At 35.7% G+C, this 20658-nt stretch carries 23 protein-coding genes; all 23 read right to left on the bottom strand.

Going from position 1 to position 20658, the window contains the following annotated elements; all coding sequences use genetic code 11:
• Positions 1 to 13: 13 nt before the first annotated feature.
• Positions 14 to 1027, bottom strand: coding sequence for a peptidoglycan recognition protein family protein (locus JZO85_RS00600; protein ID WP_207106560.1), 1014 nt, complete (start codon positions 1025 to 1027; stop codon positions 14 to 16).
• 10 nt (positions 1028 to 1037) lie between these two features.
• Positions 1038 to 1235, bottom strand: coding sequence for a hypothetical protein (locus tag JZO85_RS00605; protein ID WP_207106561.1), 198 nt, complete (start codon positions 1233 to 1235; stop codon positions 1038 to 1040).
• A complete protein-coding gene (locus JZO85_RS00610; protein WP_207106562.1) occupies positions 1235 to 1456 on the bottom strand; it encodes a hypothetical protein in 222 nt (73 codons plus the stop codon). The genes JZO85_RS00605 and JZO85_RS00610 overlap by 1 nt, the downstream gene beginning before the upstream one ends.
• Before the next feature lie 63 nt (positions 1457 to 1519).
• Positions 1520 to 3886, bottom strand: coding sequence for a hypothetical protein (locus JZO85_RS00615; RefSeq protein WP_207106563.1), 2367 nt, complete (start codon positions 3884 to 3886; stop codon positions 1520 to 1522).
• 17 nt (positions 3887 to 3903) lie between these two features.
• Positions 3904 to 5124, bottom strand: a complete 1221-nt coding sequence (locus JZO85_RS00620; RefSeq protein ID WP_207106564.1) for a phage tail spike protein — start codon at positions 5122 to 5124, stop codon at positions 3904 to 3906.
• Complete coding sequence (locus JZO85_RS00625) at positions 5124 to 5972, bottom strand: hypothetical protein (protein WP_207106565.1); 849 nt, start codon at positions 5970 to 5972, stop codon at positions 5124 to 5126. Before JZO85_RS00625 ends, JZO85_RS00620 begins: the two co-directional genes overlap by 1 nt.
• 68 nt (positions 5973 to 6040) lie before the next feature.
• Positions 6041 to 9343 (bottom strand): phage tail tape measure protein, encoded by a 3303-nt coding sequence (locus JZO85_RS00630; RefSeq protein WP_207106566.1) that lies wholly within the window; start codon positions 9341 to 9343, stop codon positions 6041 to 6043.
• 193 nt (positions 9344 to 9536) lie between these two features.
• Positions 9537 to 9908: a hypothetical protein gene (locus JZO85_RS00635; protein WP_207106567.1), complete on the bottom strand. Its 372-nt coding sequence runs from the start codon at positions 9906 to 9908 to the stop codon at positions 9537 to 9539.
• Positions 9909 to 9951: 43 nt separating this feature from the next.
• Positions 9952 to 10560 (bottom strand): phage tail protein, encoded by a 609-nt coding sequence (locus JZO85_RS00640; protein WP_207106568.1) that lies wholly within the window; start codon positions 10558 to 10560, stop codon positions 9952 to 9954.
• Positions 10561 to 10572: 12 nt separating this feature from the next.
• Positions 10573 to 10974: an HK97 gp10 family phage protein gene (locus JZO85_RS00645; RefSeq protein WP_207106569.1), complete on the bottom strand. Its 402-nt coding sequence runs from the start codon at positions 10972 to 10974 to the stop codon at positions 10573 to 10575.
• Positions 10974 to 11390 carry a hypothetical protein gene (locus JZO85_RS00650; protein WP_347401772.1) on the bottom strand — a complete coding sequence of 139 codons (417 nt, stop codon included), beginning with the start codon at positions 11388 to 11390 and terminating at the stop codon, positions 10974 to 10976. Before JZO85_RS00650 ends, JZO85_RS00645 begins: the two co-directional genes overlap by 1 nt.
• A complete protein-coding gene (locus JZO85_RS00655; RefSeq protein WP_207106570.1) occupies positions 11359 to 11727 on the bottom strand; it encodes a head-tail adaptor protein in 369 nt (122 codons plus the stop codon). The genes JZO85_RS00650 and JZO85_RS00655 overlap by 32 nt, the downstream gene beginning before the upstream one ends.
• Positions 11705 to 12022, bottom strand: coding sequence for a phage head-tail connector protein (locus JZO85_RS00660; protein ID WP_207106571.1), 318 nt, complete (start codon positions 12020 to 12022; stop codon positions 11705 to 11707). The genes JZO85_RS00655 and JZO85_RS00660 overlap by 23 nt, the downstream gene beginning before the upstream one ends.
• Complete coding sequence (locus JZO85_RS23025; protein WP_242550134.1) at positions 12012 to 12134, bottom strand: hypothetical protein; 123 nt, start codon at positions 12132 to 12134, stop codon at positions 12012 to 12014. Before JZO85_RS23025 ends, JZO85_RS00660 begins: the two co-directional genes overlap by 11 nt.
• A 31-nt stretch (positions 12135 to 12165) precedes the next feature.
• Positions 12166 to 13308 (bottom strand): phage major capsid protein, encoded by a 1143-nt coding sequence (locus JZO85_RS00670; protein WP_207106573.1) that lies wholly within the window; start codon positions 13306 to 13308, stop codon positions 12166 to 12168.
• 12 nt (positions 13309 to 13320) lie between these two features.
• Positions 13321 to 13989: a head maturation protease, ClpP-related gene (locus JZO85_RS00675; RefSeq protein ID WP_207106675.1), complete on the bottom strand. Its 669-nt coding sequence runs from the start codon at positions 13987 to 13989 to the stop codon at positions 13321 to 13323.
• On the bottom strand, positions 13961 to 15139 hold the full coding sequence (locus JZO85_RS00680) for a phage portal protein (RefSeq protein WP_207106574.1): 1179 nt from the start codon (positions 15137 to 15139) through the stop codon (positions 13961 to 13963). The genes JZO85_RS00675 and JZO85_RS00680 overlap by 29 nt, the downstream gene beginning before the upstream one ends.
• A 15-nt stretch (positions 15140 to 15154) precedes the next feature.
• The gene (locus tag JZO85_RS00685; protein ID WP_207106575.1) at positions 15155 to 16849 is read right to left on the bottom strand and encodes a terminase TerL endonuclease subunit; all 1695 of its coding nucleotides are present in this window, start codon (positions 16847 to 16849) and stop codon (positions 15155 to 15157) included.
• Positions 16827 to 17165 carry a P27 family phage terminase small subunit gene (locus JZO85_RS00690; protein ID WP_207106576.1) on the bottom strand — a complete coding sequence of 113 codons (339 nt, stop codon included), beginning with the start codon at positions 17163 to 17165 and terminating at the stop codon, positions 16827 to 16829. Before JZO85_RS00690 ends, JZO85_RS00685 begins: the two co-directional genes overlap by 23 nt.
• A 132-nt stretch (positions 17166 to 17297) precedes the next feature.
• On the bottom strand, positions 17298 to 17579 hold the full coding sequence (locus JZO85_RS00695; protein ID WP_207106577.1) for a hypothetical protein: 282 nt from the start codon (positions 17577 to 17579) through the stop codon (positions 17298 to 17300).
• A gap of 25 nt (positions 17580 to 17604) precedes the next feature.
• The gene (locus JZO85_RS00700) at positions 17605 to 17940 is read right to left on the bottom strand and encodes an HNH endonuclease (RefSeq protein ID WP_207106578.1); all 336 of its coding nucleotides are present in this window, start codon (positions 17938 to 17940) and stop codon (positions 17605 to 17607) included.
• Positions 17941 to 18091: 151 nt separating this feature from the next.
• Positions 18092 to 18511, bottom strand: coding sequence for a hypothetical protein (locus JZO85_RS00705; RefSeq protein ID WP_207106579.1), 420 nt, complete (start codon positions 18509 to 18511; stop codon positions 18092 to 18094).
• A gap of 386 nt (positions 18512 to 18897) precedes the next feature.
• Entirely contained in the window at positions 18898 to 20631 is a 1734-nt protein-coding gene (locus tag JZO85_RS00710; protein ID WP_207106580.1) for a phage/plasmid primase, P4 family, read from the bottom strand.
• Positions 20632 to 20658: the final 27 nt, after the last annotated feature.

Raw genomic sequence — 20658 nt, forward strand, 5'->3', positions numbered from 1 at the left:
GAGGTTTCGTCATTTACTTAATATCATGATACCAACGAGTTTCATAAAAGTCTTGATGACCGCCTTTGGTGTTACCTGATGGGTCATTCGTTGCTCGCTGCATAACGATTACACGTCTACCCTTAAACTGACTAGCGTTGAATGAAACGTTATATCCAACATTACCATTGGTCTTATACGCTTGATTAACGTCTGGGCGTGAACCACCGTTAGCTTTAACTCGCACAAGTTCTTTTCCTGTACGTTGATCAATAATAAAAATATACTCATATTTGTAATTAGCGATATGCCAACCACGAGCGATTAATTGACTACCTTTTATACCGTACTGGTCAACGTGAGCAAAGTTCCCTTTGCTGTCTGTAAGAACTGAATAGTGACTACCTGCCGTAGTTGGATCAGTTACTGTAGGTTTACTTGGATTACTTGGCTCAGACGGTGAACTAGTTTCGCCTACCCCATATAATAAATCATGTTGCAACTGAGCTTTGCTAATACCCATCTGAGCTAGATAGCCATATGGGTCAACGTGATCCCCACCGTAGTTTTGAGTGACCCACCAATGGGTTTTAATACCACGTCCCGCACCATCTAGAGTCAGAGGAATATTATAGGTCTTTGCTGCATCTCGTGTTAAATCAATATAAGCTTTATAGTTCAAATTGAACTTAGTCTTATTGGTCGTGTGCTCCAATTCAATTTGAACAGGTGCGTAAGGGTTAGCGTTCAATGCTCCCCAGCTTACATACCCCCATTGGCCGACACGATAAACAATACCTCCATCACCAACAATGTCCGTTGTATAAGCATTCCGCCAATTGTTACGCATGTAAGTAGCTTCGTTTCTTGCGCTTGGTTCACGCAAGTTTCCTGTTTCATGTAAGATTATATAATCTTGACTTGCTAAACGTGAATCGCCCTCATATGCACCAAGATTAAACTCGTTGTTAATCGTGTAGGCTAAACTTTGGATTGGCAATAAAAAAAGAGCCATGGACAGGCTCAATAAAGTGATTTTCTTTTTCATGTAGTTCCTCCTAATCATTCCTGTTCGAATCAACTAAACCCTCACCGATGATATAAGCAATCATTATTGATGCTGAGGTTATTACGCCAACAATCTTTTCTGTAGAACCAGAATCAACATTGAAAGCGAATAGTATTGACGTGACAAAACCAACAACGGCTAACCAAAACTTTCTACTCGTTAATTTAGTCTTCCAATCAATTTTCATTATTTATCACCACCTTTCATATCTCTAAGGTCATGCTCTGCTTCCGTCATACGACCTTCTAACTTATACGTTCGCTCAATAACATTGTTGTGTTTTTCAACTTTCTTCTCTAACTGTTCAATCCTATATACGGTCAGCTTGTTAGAAATAACAATCCCTGAAAATGTACCTATTAATGTGCCACCAATACTTAAAAACGAAAGCAATAACTCAAAATTCATACTTCACCAACTTTCCAAATCAATATAAAAAGCACACTCGAAAGTGTGCTAAAAGTTATTATATTAGTCACCTAATCGTTTAAGTGCGAACCAATCAACATTAATAAATTGAATAGCAGTACTACCGCTAGGTAAATTTGTATCGGATTTGAAACTTATTTTTTCCCCAACTTCAAGTTTTATTCTAACAGTTGCATAGCGCCTATTTCTGTTTCTAATAGCTCCACCTGTTGGCATGAAGTCCCAATCTGTAGAACTACCATCCGTTCGTGTTCTAACCATTGATATATAATGCCAATTGTTAATATCAACCCTATATTGCGTTTTAACAACTGCTGAAAGCTCATAATAACCCGCCTTTTTTATAGTTATCAGACCCTTAGAGTCTTGTGTGAAATAAGTTTCTCCATCTGGTAATGTTGAATAACTACTTGAATTTGAAGCATACAGAGGTAAACCAGTGAGTAAAGTTGGGTCAGTTACTTGGAAGTTTTCACCATTAACCATTTGCATTCCTGTATTTACTTGTTGTTGTTTCAAAATAGCGTTTAGGTCAGATAATCGAACTACAGGATTATCAGCTAGTGAACTAATGTTTAGTCCTTGTGTCCCTGCTGGTAGAACCTCTTCAATTTCTAATGATTCAACTTGTGCCCATCTAAATGCCGCATTTGTTTGAGTTCTTACATTGAAACTAATAACTTGACCTGCTGGTAAATCAAGTGTTTTATTGCCGCTTGCAATCCAGTTATAGTTAAGTTGACCGTTAGTAGCTCTAGTTGAACCGAATGAAACAATTTCAACATCATCTCCAACCATCCCACTTGGTAACTGAGTCTGAGGGTTCATCAAATACCAGTACATATATAAAGCAATTGTTCCTGTGTTTCCTGCAACAATCTTTACCGTAGCCTTAAAGTTCAATCTAGCCGCTCTGGTTAATGTCAATGTTCCATCTGAGTTTATTGTATAAGGTCTTTTAGTTTGTCCGTTGGTGCTTGTTCCTTGTGACTTACCTAGTTTAACCGTTGAGTATTCACCAGATGCAACGTTTTGAGTTGGCTCACCCATTCCAAAATATTCTTTGAATGGTACTGTTGTCTCTGTAGCTTCTTTCAAAGCCTTTGGAGTAACCATAAGTGTATCTGATTCACCTATGACAATATCCTCAGCAGTGGCGTAGTCTATTTCAGTTCCACCAACTTTAGTCCAAGCGCCTACAGTAACAGATGTAATATATCTAAACCACACTTCCTTAACTGATCCACTTGTTTGATTACCCATCGTAACACGTTGTAAACGACTTTCATTTTCAAACCCATACACTTCTATGTATCCATCTGAACCAGTTAATGAATCAAAACCGTTTGAACCAGAAAAGGCTTTGATACGATACACACCAGCGTCTAAAATAGTATTTAACGCTTGGTTTGTGATAATTGTGTTTTTCTGAATGATAGCTCCTTTTTCTTGGGTTGGTTGACCAACCTCTGTCCATGTGTTCCATACAGTACCATTAAAACGTCTATACATTACTTTATTCATTAGTACCATTAATTGAGTTGGTTTTAATGGATTAATCACATTACCTTGAACTAATAATGTTCCAAACAAATTACCTAATGTAGGGTGAGTCATTGCTATTTCATATGTTCCAACTTGTTTAGTTGAATCAAGTTGCGTATCACTAGTTATTGACCCTCTAGCCGCCATATAACGATTATCCGCTTGCGCTTGAGTCATTGCACCGTTAGCGATTAAATCATCCATCTTAGCTTGTAAGTCTGAAACTGCACCATCTAAACCATTAATGCGGTCTGTTAGGTCATCTATTTTACCAGTGAGCGTTGTTAGTTGGTTTGTCAAGTTGGTAGTGAAGTCTGTTACTGACTGGTTTAACTCTGCTACCGCCTGATCGTATTTGTCTTTTAGTTCTCGCGTAGTTGTGTCATAAACATTCTTCAAGTCTTCTTTATACTGATTGTATAAGTCTGTTACTTGTTGAATAATTTCTTCAACCCTACTAATATAATCGTGGGCACTTCCACCACTTATGTCACCTGCTGGAATTACATAATAAATCACATCTGGTGACGTTTTAACTAAACCAGATGTTGTCATTGTTAATTTAACGTACATACGTTTAGCCATACCAGATTCCGCATTGAAGTTACTGGTTAGTGTCGTTGTTAAGATTGACCCTGTTGGTTCTAATGGATCGCTTGCGATTGTCATAGACTGTTCAATATAATGACCCATTGGCGTAACCATGATTAATTCAGCTTTACTAATTATATTTCTACTAATTGGTAAACCGTCGTCGTATAAATTAAATGTGATTGTTTCGCCTGCGTCACCTTGCCTAGCGGTACAAGATTGTACAAAAGAGTCCTCTTTAGTAACATCCATTACATAATTAAATTTTGCCATTATTTCCCCCCCTTAATTTATGTTGGTTGTATTTCAACAACTGCCCCACGAGTATTAAACGCTTGATTATAAACAGTACCTAATGAACTTCTATATTGATTAACAAACGAGCGTCTAGTGTCTCCAAGTTCCATCTTAGTATATTGACCTAGTAATAAATCATATTCGTATGATACAACCCTTGTTTTAAGGTCTAAGCCAAATTCGTTGTACTTAATTGTAACGTCATCACCTAGTCGAACATCTTGAAGTTGAGCGTAATCCTCGTATCCGTCTTTTCCCTCTAGGTTAACAAAGTCTATTTTCATACTGGTTTTTGGTACAATCATGTCAGTGTTATTGTTTAAATACTCACGTGCGAGTCTGGTTAGTGCACCAGACGGGCTTCCTTCTTCCTCCTCTACCTCTAAAAACAGTGTTTTCAAACCATAGTTGCGTGTATCTACATTTGTGTTATAGGCTGGATTACCATATTTATATTGCGTTACACCGTCAGTGTCTTGATACTGATACCATGCTATTACATTCCATATAGTGTCCGTTGTGTCAATTGAAAAGTCTACATCTTTCAAGTTCAGACCATATGCGATTACAAACCCTCTATCTGAACCCAAGCGATCATAATAGTTTAAACTATTATTGTCTTTTAAAAACTCTCCGCCCTTAAATGTATCAAGCATTGAGCCTTGTTTGCCTGCGATTGCTTCAAGTGCTGTCCCAAGTACGAATTTAACATCACCCAGCACACCTGAACTAAAGTCGTAGAATCTATACGGAAAGTTAAACGGCGCTTTATCATAATATCCGTTCATTGCCGTTGTAACTTTTGGTTGTGCATTTTTTATTATCATATTCCAATAGTTATTTGGGCTTACAGTGTTACCATTCAAAACAGGAATACCAAAATGACGTAAATCATTAATTATAGGTTCTGCTTTTATTTCAATTCTCTGATTTTTCATAGTTTTCTTAACACTGAAAATACGATAAATTTGGGGTAGCTGATAGTTATTAACTCTCAAATAGATAAGTAAGCCTACGCCAAAAGCGGTGGCGTTTGCGCCTTTTACTGGATATATAATGGTTACTACCTGCTCACCATTAATTACGTTTGTTGCCTTTACGCTTATTGCGTCTGGTGCTACATAAGTTTCTTTACTCTTTAGGTCAACCCCACCAGTGTAAATGTTGTCTTTTGACACAATGATGGGTACAGGTCTTCTTTTTCTAACTGTCATTACTTCAACCCATTTCTATATAAAAGTAATTTGTTGACACTTGCGGTTCTACGATCTTCACTTATACCATATGGGTCAACTGATATTCTATGATTACCACGTGGTAGCTTAAACAGTCCGTCTGGTGCATTGTATTGTGTTAGTACCTGTTGTGGATTCTCATTTATTCCACCTAGTGAATAATTAACCAGTCCTTTTTCTGAGTCAATATAAAACGTAACTGAACCCTTACTAGTAAACGTGGCTTTTGGTAAGTTAGTATTAATCCATTGCATTGGTCTAATTGGATCACTAGCTGTTGAATCACTATTAAAATAAAGTTCAATATTTTCAGTAGTGTTAAGAATAATCGTTGGTTGACTATCTTCTACAGTTCTGTTATAGAAAAAAGTATTAACTAGGTATTGTGTTCCTATTAATTTTCTAGGCATTTCAATAGGTTGTTCATTAATACGAGCAAACGGCGCTAGAGTCAAGTTAACATCAAACTCACCGTATTCAATCATATCATTTGTAATGTTTCCCTTAAATTCAACTTGACGAATTAAATAATACGCATTTGGTTCGTCTGAGAACTCTAAACGCGTGCCATCTGCTAACCATTTACGAATGTATGGCATTTGTGCTTTAAACGCTTTGAAGTCAGTTACTTCCTCTAAGTAGTTAAATGTTAGTGTCACATCCATATCTTTAAAGGCATACTTACTGTAGAATGCACCATTTTTTCCTAGCACTTCCTCGTTAATATACTTTTGATTGGGTACGGGCATCTCTGGTCGCTCTGTTAAACATATACGCCAAAATACAGACGGAACATAGTCAATGTAGACTGTTATAAAGTCATTCATTCTTTGTTCCTCCTTATATGTGTAATTCCATTATAAAAAAAGATGCGTATAACACGCTTCTTTCATAATTAATTAAAACCAGTGTTCGTGTTTCTTGTAGCAAACCGATTGTCAATTTCATCAGCCAACTGACTTAAACGTTCATCTGAATCAATATCACCTTTCCATTCTACGGTGATATTATTTATAGTAGTCCCAACATTATTGACACGATTATCATTCTCCATTGTTTTAGCGATCATACTACCAATCTTTCCAAGCACATTTTCTCTCAAAGGTAATACCGCTTCTGGACCTGCTTCACCTACACCGATTACTTGCGGTCCGCTAAACAACCCACCTTTCGCATACCAATCAATTCCGATCGAAGGCATCTCGCCCTCAAAAGGATTAAATGAGCCACTAACTCTGAAATGTGGTAATGGAATTCGAGGTATGTTTATACTAGGAAACCGAATATTGAAATTGAAGGCGTTTTTGATACTATTTACAATATTTCTAACAGTATTAAGTGCACTTTGAATAGGGTTAGTAATAGCTGTCTTAATTCCATTCCAGATGTTAGCGATCATTGATTTAGCGCTATTAAAAACGTTTGAAGTTGTATTCTTAATTCCATTCCAAACACTTGATACTGTATTTTTAGCACCGTTAGCAGCATTCGAAATAGTATTTTTTATACCATTCCAAATATTGGTCGCTGTTGACCGAACATTATTAAACGCATTTGAAGTAACGCTCTTTACATTTTCCCAAGCTGATGAAATCACCGACTTAATACCATTAAGTACAGTATTAATTAAGTTCTTAATTCCATTCCAAACGTCCGTAATGATTTGCTTGATAGCGTTTAGAATCGTTGAAACTATATTCTTAATAGCATTCCAAATGGTACTAAATAAGCTTTGTATCATCTTCAACACATTTGAAAGAACTTTTAGAATTCCATTAATAGCAATTGAAACAACCGATTTGATACCTTCCCAAACAATTGCAGCCACACCTTTAATCGTGTTCCACGCACCAGACCAATCGCCATTAATTAGCTGCATTACCGCTTTGATGATTCCTAAAACGGCATTGATTGCGGTTGATATGACTACCTTAATAGCTTCCCAAACTGTTGTAACAATAATTTTTATGTTCTCCCAAGCCACCTGCAGATAAGGACCAAGCACAGTCAAAATCGCTTGTATTACAGTTAAAATCCCATTCCATACCGTTGATGCTGTTTGAAGTATTAAAGCATTATTTTCAGTCCACCATGTAGTCAATGTTCCCCATATTTCAGTTATAAAATTTGAGATAGATTGAATCACAGTTTCAATTGTGGTTTTTATTGACTCCCAAATAGCACCTAAATCAATCCCTAATTTAGAGAATTGTTCTTTAAGCCAATCAGTGATTCCTCCCCAATTCTTAAATATCGCAATTACTGCCACAACAGCAGCTATGACCGCTAATATAATTGGTATTGCTGGTATTAACGTTCCAGTGAAAAAAGTTCCTACACCAGCCAATATGCCGCCACTAGCAAACATACCTCCTAGCGTCGTAAAGACTGCTATGGTGGAAACAATAAAGGGCGCTAACAACATAAAGCCTGTAGCCAAACCACCAACGACAATAATTGTTTTTTTGATATTAGGAGACAATCCATTAAAAACATCAGCAAACTTTTTTAACATTCCAGAAATGGATTGCAAAATTGGGGCTAGTACTTCCGCCAGTGCTGCACCAAAATCAGCCATCACCATAGTTAGATTATTTTGTGCAACAGCTAATTCATCAATCGGATCAAGAGTATCTTCAAATGTTTTGGCTACTTTTCCAGTTGTATCCTCAGAAACTTTACCAAACTCATCAAGATTGAAAGTTCCACGTTTAATAGCGTCAACCATACGAACAGCGCCTTTTGTACCAAAAACTTCACTCGCAACAGATAATGCTTCTGTTTCACTGGAAGCATTCTTGATTTTATCTATAGTTTCAGCTAACCCATCTTGTAAAGATTTACCGTCCTTAGCATATGCAACAGAAGCTTTACTCAAACTAGATAGTGCTGCACCTGAGTCAACACCTGCTTTTTCAAAGTTACCCATTAGAGTAACCCCATCTTGAAAAGATAAGCCTAACGCTTTAATTTGTGGTGCGCCTTCAACGGCTTTATTGAATAAGTCCTGTGTACTTTGTCCGGTGTCCTGAGCTACTTTCGTAACAGTATCAAGAACCATAGCAAAGTCCTTATTCTCTAAGCCATAAGCTGATAATGCTTGTTTAGCAGATACAACAGATGATGTTACGTCCTGACCATTAATCTCTGAAAACTGAATAGCTTGTTTAGATGCCGCTTCCAACTCATTCCCTTGAAAACCTAGCTGAGTGTTCACTTCACCTATAGCTTCACCCACTTTAGCCAATTCAACGGGCATTTCTCCACCAAGCTTACGATAAATCTTCTCATAACCAGCCATTTGTTCCTGGGAAGCTCCAGTTTTAGTAACGATAGTATCTAAACCTTCATCGACGGTATCAAATGCTTCTAAGGAAGATTTACCAACTTCAACAATTTTTTGACCAATATCAGAAAGTCTATCTGCTGCATTTTGAAGAATATCCAAGTCGAGCTTACCGCCGATTTCTTCGAGTGATCCTTTCTCAGTTGCTTCTTGTGCGGCTTCACCTAATTGTTGAAATTCTGTTTCTGCTTCATTTAGAGCGGCTTCCATTCGTTTGGCTTCTGTTGAATTCTCTCCGAATTCTTGTCGAGTAGCTTCTAATTGACGTTCCATTACATCAATTTTTTGCTCCGCTAACTCACTTTGTTTTGCAACATATTCTTGAGCTTTAGCAAACTTTTCGGATTCACTAGCTGTCTTACCAGTTGTGGCTTGCCACTTACGATATTCACTTTCAGCTAATGCTGCACTCGCTTGGATATCTTTTTGTTCTTTATCCAAATCATTCATTGTTGACGCATAAGACTTCGTTTCACCTTTAGCTTCTGACAAAGCTTTTTCAGTTTTACTAATTTCATTCGCCGTTTTTTGTTGTGCGGTTTGTTGGTTGATTAATTCTTTTTCTAGCTTTGCAACTTCTTGTGAATTTTCACCATAATACTTTTTAGCATTTTCAAGACGATCGCTAGTCGCCTCAATCTTCTTTCCTTGAAGATCATATTGCTTTTCTAGCCCACCCATTTTACTTTCAAGTTTTTGGGTTTCACTTCCAGTAAGTTGTAACTGAGCCTGTTCAAGTTTAAGCTCAGCTTTATTCTTGGTCATTTCAGATGTAATACCTTTGACAGTATTTTTCAAACCATCATCGGTAGCCTTAAAAACTATTTCAGCTTCTGTTTTATTCTTAGCCATTATTTCCCTCCTTTCTCTTGTAGTCGGTTTATTTCAAAGTTTTGCCAACCCTCATAGGCTTGCTTGTTATATGCGATTTGCAAAAGTTCCCAAACAGATAAATCGCTAAATGCCAAATCATGAGATAAAGAAAAAACGTCGGTTAGCATCGAATAGACATCAACCCACGTTTTTATTTGAAGTTTTGGCATTCTTATTTTTGAAGCTTTTTTTCCTTATTCGCCCTTTCAAATGTTTTTTGATAATCGTCACGCATTTTTTTAAACATCATCAAGTTATAGACCATAGTTGCTACTTCCATATCGAATTCCCAATTTAAAATGAATTCATCAAATGACATGTAGTCATTCATATTTGCTTGACGATAAGCTACATAAACAGCTTTAGCACCTTGAATTACTGAAACATTCATCTCATTACTACCCATCGTCATTTTCGCAAATTCATCAGTATTGAAATCCTTATTGATATACATCAATTTTTTAAGATTTAGTTTGGGTTCTAAATCAACAACGGTGCCATCAAGCATTTCAAGCTTGTTGTAATCTTTTATTTCTTCATTCATCTAAAAACATCCTTTCAATAAAAAAAAGAGGACTTTCGTCCTCCTAAGCGTTTGTATTTTTCATTGTTCGTGCAACTGGTTCAGCTTTTTTGATTACATCAGCAGATAGCTTACTCATCCAATCATCAGTTAAATCTTCATCCAATTCTGCAACAATTGCTTCATGATAAAACTTATTGAATTCATCAACCATTACTTTAGCTTCCAATTCGAGTGCAGCAACTTCATCTGCTCCGTTTTCAATTGCGAAGGTTAAACCTGTTGCAGATGAACACTCAAGCATTCCAACCAATTTAGAATTTTCTTCAAAATCATCGAAGATTTCTGCAGCTAAAGAGAAGTCTTCGCCTACTGAATCAGGTCCATAACTGTATACACCTGCTTTAATCCGCTCATCTTGTTTTAATCCGTTGAAGCGTCGATAAACTTCGATTGGTACATGACCAGTAATTTTTACAGTCATTCCAATTGGTTTAGACTTTGTCTTTACTACAGTTGACCCGCATTTCTTCTCAACTGTTTGCATTTCTGTTTCGCCATCTAAATTTCCATTACAATCAGTATTAATTGATGCTGATGATCCTTTAAACATAAATGCAACTCGCTTAATACTGACATTATCAAAAGTTGGTACAATTTTTGTTTGTGGCATTAAAAGCCCTCCTTATTTATTTAATTCATCAAAGCCTTTTAGCAAAGCTTCCGTAATAGGGTCTAATGAAATTTGTAACCCTCGTTGCATAAATTCCTCTGGTTCATTATTCTTTGAATGACCTATACCTAATTCGGGATACTTCAAATATCCGAATTTTGGTTTCGGTCGAATAGTGAACCTCAAATTTTCATGAGTTGCTTTAAATGGGTTACTAAACTTCGCATGCTTGTGACCGTTTCTTAAACGTTCTTCTGACACTGGAACAGTAGGCTCAATTTTCTTGATTGCAATATCTGAACCTTTTTGTTTCAAAACGTTATTAATAATTCGTTCACTTTCACTAGCATACTTTTCCATTTTAATAAGCAATTCATCTTGACCAGTTATGGATAGTTCCCATGTGTTCACCATTAACAACCACTCCTGATAATTCTAGAAAAAGAAAAAACAACCAAGTCTATATATCGGTCTTGATTGTCTAATTTGAGGTGATTAACATCTGATCCAGTAAACTTGTAGTTCGCATTGTGTAAGAGAGTGATCACGTCCAACTGATCACCTGTTAAGTAATCACGATTTTCAGAATAGAATGAAACATATACTTTTTGCTGGAATGAGTACTTTTTCTCATCAGTTGCCATGACAATTTCACTTTCTTCAAAAATGAAGTAGTCGTAACTATCACCTAAAGCTTTCTTTTCATCTTCACTTAAAAAGTCTTGAAAGACAGGTAACGAAAAATAGTCTTCCAACGACTTCATCTTTTCAATAGATTGAGTAGATAATCTTTTTTTCTCATTTTGATTCAATTCTTCCAGTGAAATCACCCACTCTTTCTAGATAAAAATAGAGATAGTGTTTATCTGAATCAACATAAACTGTATTGAATCGAACACCATCAATTACTACAAAGTATTTGTCCTTTTCGTAACTCTTTGCTATTGGATGATAAGGAGTCTTAACCTTCTTCGATAGTTTTGAACCTATCGCATCCATTGCAGCTAAATCACTTTCACGAATCGACAGATTTCTATAACGCAAAGGACCGGCTACTTTTTCGTAACCAGCCCCAACCTTTTTTCTGAGTTCATTCCGCTTCGTAATCTGTGTTTTTATAGTTAGATTTCCATCATTGAAAGTTTCACGAATTCGTTGATTTACCATTTTTATCACGCCAATCTTTTAAAGCATAGGATTGAATGAAACTTAATATCTCACTTGCGTAATTCGTTTCGAACTCATCTAATGCATTATTCCAATCATATCGACAACGCTCAAGCAACAACGAATATTCTTCTGAGTCTTGAGTGAATTGTAATTTTTGAGAAACCTTTGATTGAAGATAAGTACAAGCTCTGAAAATAATTGATTTCACACTAGCATCATTATCATCCCAAGTAATATCAAGCTTATCCTTTACTTCATCCAATAGTTCTTTAGATATAGCATCAAGCTTCATTCGAATCACCCTCTAAAAGCTTTTCTAGTAGCTTCGGCTTTGTGTCAGTAGATTTATACTCAACGCCTTTTATATCTAGTTCATTGCGCATTTCATCGGCTGTCATAGCCATAGAAAAACCCGCTACTTTTTTAGCGGGTTCATTAGGGTGTTGGAGGAGTTTCAGGCTCTTGAGCAGCTCCAAGTTTTGAAATATCCAAGACAATAAAACTGTCATTTCGTTTTGGCTGACCATTCGCTAATTGCTTGCCCAAATAGATGCGTTCGTCTTCAACAAAATGGTATTCATCAGATTCTTCAATTTTTAGTGTTGATCCAATACCCATAAAGTAATCGGATGCTAGACCAAAAACAGCTTTACCTTTTGGAACTGCCACTGATTGCATGTCTGATACTGGAACTGGTAATACTTGAACGTATTGACCATTGTCAGCCAACACAGATTTAGCCGGAAATACCTTAGCCCAATAATCAAATGGGTTCACGATCATAAGCACATCGCTTGGGTTAATAGTCCGATAAATTGGATCAGTCACACCATCAATATTGATTTCAGTTAAGCGAGCCATCAAGCCACCCATAGTAGTAGCATCTAAAGTAGTGATTTCTTCGGCAGCTTTTTGAGGATGCTCGCCATTTGTTTGAGAAGACATATCACGCATCATCCCAACAGGCATATCTTTACCAGTACCATCAACAATTGCTTGCTCTAGTCCGATACGTAAAGATTCAACTAAAACCGTACGAATATAGCGGTCTAACCAAATTGGACCAAGTTCCAACATAGCTTTACATACTGGAATGTATGCTGATAATTTGAACTGCTTCATGTTAATTGTGTCAAAACCATTGTCTAGAACTTTCTTGATTTCTTCACACAACTTACCCCACCAAGCTGGATTGACACCACGGCTAATAATCCATTCAGTAACACCAGTGGTATTAACGAAAGTGATTTTTTGCAACAATGGATGACTATTCTCTAAATCTTCAAAGACACGTTCAAAAATAGTCGCTGGTACTAATTCTTCCACGCCTGCAAAACCATCATTATTAACTACCTCGTTGTAATACTTAGTTTCTTGGCTGGTTAAGACACGCTGACCACGGTTCATTAATACTAATTGATCCTGATTCGTAGTTTGAGCTTCCTTCAAAATACGGTCTTGAATTTCACTAGATAAAGCAACCATTGCTTCACCGAAACTGTTTTCATCATTATCTTTGAATGCAGTCATTAATTGAGTACTAGCATCCGTTACACCTTTTAAATTTTTTACTGTCATTATTACATCTCCTTATCCAAATGCTTTTTCTATTGCTGCTGTAAATGCAGCCATTTTCTTTTCTCGTTCTTCACTCACTTGATTTAATACCGCATCAATATCTTCTTCGTCATCCCCATCTTCTAATGGATCAACTTGAATCTCGTCAATAATTTCATCAACTAATCCATAGTTAAGGGCTGATTCTGCATCCATAAATTTTTCAGCAATTAGAAGTTCATCAAGTTCTTCGTCAGAACCATTGAAGCGATTTTTATATGAAGCTTTTACTGATTTATCAATAGATTCTAATTGATCGGCGGTTTGACGAAATACATCAACATTTCCTTCTGCCCACGTTGAAGCTCTATGAATCATTAATTGAGCATTTGGAAAAATTTTGATACTATCACCAGCCATAGCAATAATTGAAGCAGCACTTGCAGCTAAACCGTTGATGATGATATTGATTTTAGCTTTATTTGCTTTTAATAAGTTTCCAATCGCAATACCTTGAAATACATCTCCACCGTTCGAATTGATTACAACATCAATTTCTTCTTTATCGCCTAAACTATCTAAAATGTTCTTGATTCCTTTGTCTGTGTTTCCCTCGAAGAACCAGCTTGAACCAATAAAGCCTTGAATATGAATTGAGGGTTTATCAGTGTTTTCATTTTTTACTGCTAGAATTGTCTTCATCGTTGTCACTAGCGTCACCTCCCTTCGTTGCGTCATCATAGTTTTTAGTAATATAAATCTTATCTGCTCTCGGATCATCGACACGATCATTCCCATCACGCTCACGCATTTCATTAATCGTGAATTGACCTGAACCGATGGCTTTATCTCCTGCTTCAACCAGTTCTTTGAACCCAACGACTTTTATCATCGTCGTATCTACTCGCAAATAGTTACCAGCTAGATACTCATCCATTTCATAAATTGATGCATTAAAAGCATCTTGAATAAGCTCAGCGATAAAATTAATTTCGAACATTAAAAAAGCGTCCACCTGATCCGATAAACCACTTAAGTCACCTTTAAGTAAGTTCTTAGGAACGTGAAACGCTGAGGATGTCATTTCATAAATGTCATCTATTAGATTTTTTATATCTCTAGAATTTGATTGAGCATTTCCAGAAATATCTTCGAGTGTATATCCTTCTTGAAGTTGAAATACCGAACCAGCATTATCAGCTTCCATAAAGTCCTTAAACTGAGCTGTCATCATTTCATTTATTTCTGCTTGTGCTGTTCCGTCTTGAGGTCTAAATAAATTTCCTTTCATTACCAAACGTTTTGCATTAGAACGTTTATACACATTCATAGCACTTGATATCAATTTCCCATATGCTGAATAATAAGCATCGACTACTTGACGAATGTGTTCATCCGCATACTCAAAGTAAATAACTTCGCTTTCCTTGAACTCACGATCAAGAACCACATTGTTAATTTGGACTTGAGAGAAAATATCATCCTTCATACCATATTCTTCAACATTCCAACTATCAGCAATGAAAAGCTCAGATGAAGAATTTGAAGGAGAAACAATCAAAACTTCGTTATAGTAAATAAGCCTTCGAATCATCTTCTTTCTAAATTCGGTTGCGTTTGTTTTTCCATTCGGTGCAACATTTAACCGATAGAACATTTCATTTTTGGTGAACTTAGAATTTTCATATGACTTGAATTCTGCCTTACTCATTGCATTAGCTATTAAATCAATACATGTTTCAATAGCAAACTTTCGATAAATGTAATCTACTTTTAAAGAATAGAAGTAATCATCCAATGACCGTGTAGAACGTCTTGAAAAAAAGTCAATTGCTCGTTGAACTATCCCCACTCTTCCACCCCCCTTCTAGAAAACAAGAGTATTAAAACTCTTTTTCTTGGATTCTTTTTGATCAGTATTTTTTTTGGTGATTGGTCCAGAATCATAAATATCATCCAAACAATTAAGCCCATGTAAAAAAGAAAAGAATCCATCCGTTTTTCTAGTTTCCGCATCAATCTTTTCATAGCGAATATTTCCGTTGGCAATATGTTCTTCATAAACGTTCATGCAATACCATCTCATAATTGCATCATCTCCAAAGTAAACACGTTGATTGATAAATAAATCATCGACCAAATCTTTCAACTTCCCATGTGTGATTGATCCGCTCCGCACGATTTCAACAATAAAACCAGCTTCTTCTAAAGCAGGCTTTAGTATTTTAGCTCTAAACATATCCATTACAATTTTTTTAATGTAGTATTTTTTACTCATTTCAAGAAACCAATTGACAATATACTCTGCTTCAATATTCTTTCCATGTACAATTTGAGCTTTTCCTTGCTCTAAAGCAATATCAATAATTTCTCTTTTGATGTTTTGTAGCTTTAAAGCAGACTCATGAATAAAAGTATGCTGCTCAAAATGAACGTCATTTACATATTTCCCTAGTAAACCAACCGAAGCAAAGTCACGACGATCAGCAAAATCAAGAGTTCCAATGACTTCTTCTAACTGTTCTGGAAATTCTTTTTCTTTTGTATGCAAAACATCCTCATAACTTGCTACTGCAAAACGACTATCTTCCATCGGGCAATTCATACGCTTGGTCATGAAAGTAAGTCGTAATGATGGGCGGCGCTGCATCTTTGCATACTCAGTATTCATTTTTTTATGCAGTGACGGATTCAAATTATACGAAGGACTAGCCTTTTCCCAATTTGATGGATCATCAACTTCACTAGGATCATCAAGCCTAAAAATAAAAGGGAACATGCTTGAAAAAGCAGCCCCTTCTTTGTCAATTCCTAATTCACCATGTAGTATTGCTCTTGCTTCTTCTTTCATATCATCCAATGGACCGCCACGAACATTTCCATCTGTTGTGATATGAAACTCTCGATAATCTTTCACTTTACCACCACCTGAACTAGCTACTTCAATAACGTTGTAATCGTTGTACTCATGCTCTTCATCAAAAACATTCATACCTGGTCGCTTACTATCTTTCGTTCGAGCGTTTGAAGTATTGTAATGTAGCTTACTATTAGTAGTCTTATTTCTTATTTCTGTTTTGTTGTAAGCATAAGCACTTGTAAGTTTTGGATTATCCTTCAAAACATTGTAGACGTCGTTGAATGATGTCATAGCTTGTTCTTCACTGGTAGCATATATATCTATATCGTAGTTAGGAATACCATGTTTTTTTGACATCATGAAAAATCCATTCCAAGAAACCCATCCATTTTTACCAGAACCACGACCGACATAAACAAAGTAGGTATCAAAAACTAGCGAGTCATCTTTCTTCCATCTCAAACCATAGATGAATACTTGTGCAAATTTTTGCCAAAGAAATAAATCGAAAGGAAAGTATTCGCTTGGTACTTCAATAGAATCCTCAATCATTTTTTCATTAATATAAACATCATCACGGTTCAAAACACGAGTGAGCAAATACTCTTTTAAAAGTAATTGATCTTTACATACTTTTATCTGTCCTGAATCAATGGCATCAAAATAATTTTTGATATGTTTATAATCCGATATCTTCGTCATCGCCGTCATCTCCTTCTAGAGGATTGACTTCGATAAAACAATCGACTTCTAATTGTCTCAAAATATCAGTCATTCGTTTTGAAATTTTGGGTAATTCCACTATAGAATCGTTCTTTCTGAGTCCTTTTTGATTGGCTCCATTTTGCCATTCGACTACTGGACCTCTCTTTTTAATATCGGTTGTTAACTTTCTTTGAACATCCCAAAGAACCATGTATTGGTCCAGTAAATCAAGGAAATATGCAGCGGTTAAGCCTTTAGCATCCAATGCAGAATAAAGTGAATTGTATACATCTTTTCTTTTTTGGCGAGCCAACCTCATCACCTCTTTTCATTTAATCCACCCACCCCCACGGTTATACGTGAGAAATCAAAAAAATATTTTTTCCTGTCAGTCCTCCCCGTTCGTTGGTTCCCTTAAAATTTCAAAAATTTTTTGATGGGGGGATTATTTTACGAACGGAAAATTTTTTATTGAGTAGTCAACGTAAAAAATAATTTCTTCTGTCGAGTAATCAAAAACTTTTTTTATTCTTTCCAAATCATTTTCGTTTTGAATCATTTCTTTAAGTGTTGAAGCTCTTAACTTATTACATCTATTGTTTGCCAACAGACTTCTTATTGAATCAAACCTTGAATAGATTAATCTGTTAATGATTCCCTGAGTCATTGATGAATACTCATCGAACTTCTTCATGTCATACTCTCTTGCGTTATCTTTAATGATCATGTGTTACCACATCCGTTCACTATCATTACCACCTCTCACTTGAATCAAAGTTCTTAAAGGCTTTTACCTTTTTGTTCTGACCATCAACATATCTCTCATGTGCTTCGTTATGATGATCAATGCATAAGCAGATTAGATTATTAATATCCAATGCTAATGCTGGACTATCTTTCACTTCTTTGATGTGATGAACATTGTTCACCTTGTGATACTTGCCTTGCTGCTTACACATCTGACATTCATAGTTATCTCGCTTCATTGCGGACTGTCTTAACTTTCTCCATTTGGCACAGTCATAAAACTTCTTTAGGTTATTATCACGAATTAGATTTACTAACCAACGATAAAACTCTTCTGTCACTTGATCACCTACTTATGAATAAAACACAAAAAAGACACCTGTCGATGACAGATGCCTTTCATATATTTCTCGATACTACAATATTACAACAGAAACTCAGAAATGGTAATGAGATAAAAATGAAGTGAAAAGGAACTAAAAATGAAGTGAATTACTCATTGATTTGAATCATTTCAATTCCTTTACCATACAGAAAACCAACGTGACGAATGGAATAATGCTTTTCGTCAGCAATACATTCTAATGTTTTACATTCAATGAAGTATGCTTCTAATACTTCTGCAAAGCGATAATCATCTATGTGGTCGATCACTTCATAGATTTCAGACTTAACACATACTGAATTATCAATCAGTCTTTGAATTCGTTTCTTTGTTTCATCTTTCCTATTTAAGATATCTTCAACCGTGACTGGTAAACCACCTGTTGGCATATCACTTATACGTTTGCTACTCATTCCTTCTAACTGATTATCAATACTTAAAAGCTTTTCTTCTAATCGTTCGATTCGGATTAAATAGTTTCGATATCGTTTTAAAAAAGATTTTTTCTTTTTGATTTCATCTTTCAATGAAGGAATCACCTACTTTACTTAATTTACCGTTACCTATCGTTACTAACCGTTACCGCTTGTATCCCTTGTGGCACAATGGATACAGAACGTTTACATATGTAATAGTAGCGATATATTATATATATTTTCTTTTATATATTAACTATTAATTTTTCTATCTACTATTATATAAAAGAAGTTGAAGCATACCGTTACACCGCTACCAACTGCTCACAAACATTGATATGATAATGATAAATCGGTAACGGTCTTATCGTTACCAGTAGCGGTATTAATCGTTACTTAGCTAATTTTAGAGTAAATAGTCAAATATGAACTATGATATTTGTATCAAATTTGATCAATAGACCCTTGTTTTGATCAAAAAACGATCACATAGGTTTTTACTTTTCCTTTTTTATATAGATACGCTTATTTTTTCCATCAATCTTTTGTTGCTTCGTTTCCATTCCTAATACCTTATTTACTTCACGACTGAAAGTATTAGCTGCTACTGACTGATAACCATTATCTACACACCAAACTTGATAGATGCGATAAACATCTCCAACTACTTCATTCTCAATCTTTGTATCTGATTCCTTGATAAATCCAAGAATCGGATTATTTTGTATTTCATATTGAGAGGTTTCTTTTTCAATTGTTTTGGAAGGCGAGAATTTTTTATTTTTCAATAGTCGTTTCAAACCTTCAATTGCTAGATTCAAAACATATTCCATTGATTCGTCAGACAATAATTTGTCTTGAATGAATGGATCATAGTCTTTATCATTCGCACTGAACTTCGCATTGAAAGGAATCATCATCAAACGCCGCATTAATCCAGATGATGTATCGTTGATTCGTGGCATCCTATTTGCTGAGAAAATCAATTTAGAATAGTTGGAAAAGTCGAATGGGTCTCGCCCCTTTCGTTCAACGTTCAATGGTTCACCAGTAACTAATTTCTTAAACTCTGAATTGTCTTTGATATATTCTCCACTGATATCATCACCGATGTTCGCTAACTTACCAAATAGTTCAGCAGTCTTAAAACGTTGATTCAATTCTTTCAAGTCCAATGATGAAGTGTTATCTGATCCTGCTAAGCGTCGAACTATTTTTAAATAAGATGATTTCCCGTTTGATCCAGCTCCAGTTAAAATAAAAGCTTTACCCATTTCATTACGTCTTAGAAGGATATAACCAAATATTTCTTCTAAGACTTTACGTAATGATTTATCATGACAGGCAATCTTATTCAATGTTTTATCAGTTGTTTCATAATATGCCCCTTTGTTATATGTCACAGGAATCTTATTCTTAATAACTATTTCAGGAGTAGCAGCAAGTAATTCCCAAGTATTTAAATCTAGGATTCCATTCTTTACCGCTACATAATTCGTTGGTGCAAGTTGACGTTCCTTTGCTTCTAACTGGATGTAGCTCAAAACTTCTAAACGTTTTGCCTTCGTAAGTCCGGGCAAATGTTTTATCATTGCCTTTTCAATATCGTTTTGATGATCCGAATAAATTCCATCCACGTAAATATGAAGAACATCTTGGATCAATACTATATTGTGTTCACTAATCAAAAACTGAGCAAATTTATCATGAAGAAAAACATTTCCTTTATAGAAGGATTCTTTCATAAATGCTTCGTCTCTTAGAATCACATTTATTTCATCATCCGAAAGTGATTTAGATAGAATGAATTTGTTAATGATTCGAATCGTTTCACGTATTTCACGTTTATTCATTCCGACTGATTGGAGTTTCAAGATGTAATTGAATAACTCTTGGTTTCGATTGCCCTCATCAATATCCGTAATGTGATTTTTCTTTTTGTCCATTGGATAAATCCACCGAGGAAGAGGATCATAATTATCCGTTTTTCTGATCCAACGTCTACTTTTTCCATTTATTCGTAAAGGATCAGCAGTATTTTTACTTCCAAGCTTAGTAGTTACCTTTACACCAATTGCCGAATACCATTCGATATTATTCTTCCGTAATTCGTAACCCTTGAAATAGATGTGAATTCCTTTGTTGGTTTTTAGAACAGCACAACCAAGAGAGAGAGAATCAATGATCTTTAATAAAAGTTTGGCTTCTGCAGGTGTATCAATATCAACCATTACAAAGTCGTCTTCCAATATTCCTAC

This window comes from Candidatus Enterococcus murrayae, assembly GCF_017315985.1.
Lineage (GTDB): Bacteria > Bacillota > Bacilli > Lactobacillales > Enterococcaceae > Enterococcus_A > Enterococcus_A murrayae.